Source organism: Pseudoalteromonas sp. BSi20480, assembly GCF_000241365.1.
Classification (GTDB): Bacteria; Pseudomonadota; Gammaproteobacteria; order Enterobacterales; family Alteromonadaceae; genus Pseudoalteromonas; species Pseudoalteromonas marina.
Window position 1 is genome coordinate 1 of the sequence record NZ_BADX01000020.1, and the last position, 3,215, is coordinate 3,215.

Sequence of the window (3,215 nt, forward strand, 5' to 3'; positions counted from 1 at the left end):
AGGGGTTCTAGGGATTTTCCCCTCTAAAGTAACATAAATCGCCACAACCCTCGCAGTTAATGGCTTGTGGAGCTGGGTTACCTTTCATTTTAGACTTCATTTTCAACAATAGGCCTAGTTATTTCCTGTAAATCAGGTAGTTTGCGGTTACTAGCGAACTGATAAGTGCCGCTCAGATTAATGTTCTGCCATGCAACGGGTGATACTTGTCGAGTTATTGCTGCTTTTTCCTCGTCACCAACTTCTTCAAAGTGCAGTAATAGATGACTTAGGATCATCGAGTTAAAGTAGATAATAGCATTTGCCGTCAAACGGGCACACTCGTTCCAGACGACTATTTCTGATTCGTTTTTTCCACGGAACTGGTCACGATTGACCGATGCAATAGCTCGCCTGAGGAAATGCCAGGCTTCGCCTCGGTTCAGTGCTCGTTGAACATATTGGCGCAGACTTGCATCATCAATATAATCAAGTAAATATTGGGCTTTGATGAGCCTATTATATTCCGTTAATGCTTGTAATATAGGGTGTCTAGATGGATAACCAGATAATTTGCGTACTAGCAATGCCTGTGTTGTGCGTTTTTCTTGAAGGGATAACACAATACGCTGAATATCCTGCCAGCCTTCTTCAATCACATTCATTTTTATCGGCTTTTTCAGCGCCAGATGCGTGTTTCCGTCGTCGCTTTCAGTTACGTTAAATAGGTCATTGATCACACTGGTGAACTGAGCATACCTAGGCGCAAAACTATAACCGCATAAATCCAATAAGGCATAATTAACATGATTAACACCATGGGTGTCGGTTGAGAGGACATCTGGCTTAAGATCACTAGTATTAGATTGTAGTAAGTCGTAAATATAATGGGACTCATGCTCATTAGATCCTATGATACGGGCATTTAACGCACTATGATTGGCAACTAACGTCATGGCCGTAATACCTTTGTTGGTGCCGAAGTATTTCGAGGAGTAGCGAGTTTTAAAAGTCTCAAGGTGAGTTTCAAATTTTTGCCCATCGGTACTGGCGTGCAGGACGTCTTCTTGGATGTGATAGTGGCGGAAAATAGGGAGTGCCGCTACTGCGTTATTGATGATATCACTAGCCTCTTGCAAGGTTTCAGGCCTAATATAATTAGCTTGTATAGTGCTTAGATGCTCATAACTGCGATCAGATATTTGTGCCATCCCATATACGCCGCGATGTGTCGCATTCGCAATTAGAATAGCCAATAAATCATCCTGATTGGCGCCTACTTGTTTTTGTATTGGCAGCACGTGTGCGAAGCATTGCATAAAGTTGGTTTCTTGTTCAACATAACGCAACACATCAGCAATACTGACGGGGATCATTTGTTTAAAGAAAGGGTTGTTGACAAGTGATTGGGAGCCTTTAACTGGCAGTCGCCATCGTGTGCCACTTCGGCTCTTCATGATCACATTGCGGTTATCACCATTATCAATGTGACGAGCAACATCTTCTAGGGATGTTGTTAAGCGTATTTGTTTTACTTGCAGTAGCTTCTGAATCGGCTGCTTTAGCTTTTCCAATGTTGATGATGCCAATAGATCAGGCTGTATTGACGATGCAATTAAGTCGTCTTCTAGCGCACGATATTTAGTGACGTTTGATAAGTAAATTCGACCATTAAGCCGAGAAGCCAGTTGACGGTAAAGCAACCATTCGTATCGCTGTGGATGAACAACATCCTTGTTAATTAACCATGGACGATGTTTTTGTTGGATAAGTGTACTATCCATTGTTTGCAATGTATTACCTGCTAATAGTTCTGTTTTTGTGGTTTTGAGCTGGGTCACTAATGCTTCTGAGCCTTTACCTGCTTGGCATTCAAGACATAGAAACACGGGCCTTAATAACTGCTCAATTAACCCGTTTTGATCATCATAATATTGCCATTGATATTCTTCTACCGTGCGTTTTTGCTTTTTTAAGTACAGGCATAGCGTTTCTATATCTTGGTTATTCATTACACTTAATGCTTGTTGCCTAACCGTTGCAAATGGTTGATTATCGTCGATACTGTCATCAACAAACAGATGCAGTAATTCTGCGGCTTTGGTGACATTGTCTGCAGCTGACCTCCATGAGTCAAACACTGCCTGTTGGGCAAACGCATGCGCAGCTTCTTGTTGTTTACGGATATGATGAATAAACCCATCAGCCAATCGCTCTAGGCTTTGCCGTATGCGTTGAGTCAGAAAACACAGCAACCATAGGTGTTGCTGTGGACGCTTAAAGCGTTTTAGTTTACTGCCATAATAATCCACCATTTCACCGAAGTGTTGTTGGTTTTTAGACGATAAGGCTAAGCCCTTAACAGCATTATCAATCTGTCTTGTATAAGGCTGTAACTGATGATACACCGTCAGTTCTTTTTTTAGCTCTGTCACCATAACGCTTTTTGCACCGGCTCGAAGCTGGCTTAAGGAGAGCCCATCTTTGTCATCGATAATAGTATTTAGAAATCCGTGTAGTTCAGATGAAACATGAATACGAAGCTTATTATTTAACGCCTTCTTGACCTGTTGGATAACACGACTGATAAGCTTTTGTAAGACAGTATATTTAGGGATGGCAATTCTATGCGTTGCTAGATATTCAGCGGCTGCATCGAATAGATAACGAGGCTCAAGCCAAGCTTTGCCGACCATAACAAGATGTTCGTACAGCGGCGCAAAGTGCAGACTTTCGTCCCATTTCTGATAGTTTAATAACCTCAGTATTCTTTGATATATACGGTCACGCTGCATCTTATTAATGCTGAAAGGCCTGATCCCTTTGCCTCCTTGAACTTGCGTTGAAATAAACTGCATATCGTCAAAGATGAGGTTAAAGCTAGGTGAAAGAATCACAGGCTTAGACTTAAAATACCCTAATAACGCAATGAAATAGCATCGGTGGTTCCTTAGGCGAATACTTTTCAACTCTGTTAACTCGATCTCGTTTGGCGTAAAATACAATCGTTGTTGTTCAAGTGATAATAGCGGCGGAGAATATAGATCAAGCTGCTCAGCTTTGGTAAGAATTGATAGTTCGTTTTTTATAGCCATAGGAATTAAATTAAGTTTAAGGGGTTGTTAACCTCATAATTTGCCATACTTTGGAGAAGTAACCCACCTTTGTATGCCTTTAAATATGGTGAGTATGGCGATTTATGTTACTTTAGAGGGGAAAATCCCTAGAACCCCAAA

1 protein-coding gene is annotated in these 3,215 nt (G+C 41.3%); it reads right to left on the reverse strand.

What is annotated here, in order from left to right:
* Window positions 1-89: 89 nt before the first annotated feature.
* Window positions 90-3,074, reverse strand: coding sequence for a Tn3-like element ISKox2 family transposase (locus P20480_RS15550; RefSeq protein WP_008126957.1), 2,985 nt, complete (start codon window positions 3,072-3,074; stop codon window positions 90-92).
* Window positions 3,075-3,215 lie beyond the last annotated feature (141 nt).

Bases quoted from the DNA above. Each gene is read 5' to 3' on its own strand.
- P20480_RS15550 (WP_008126957.1), bottom strand. From the start codon at position 3,074: ATGGCTATAAAAAACGAACTATCAATTCTTACCAAAGCTGAGCAGCTT.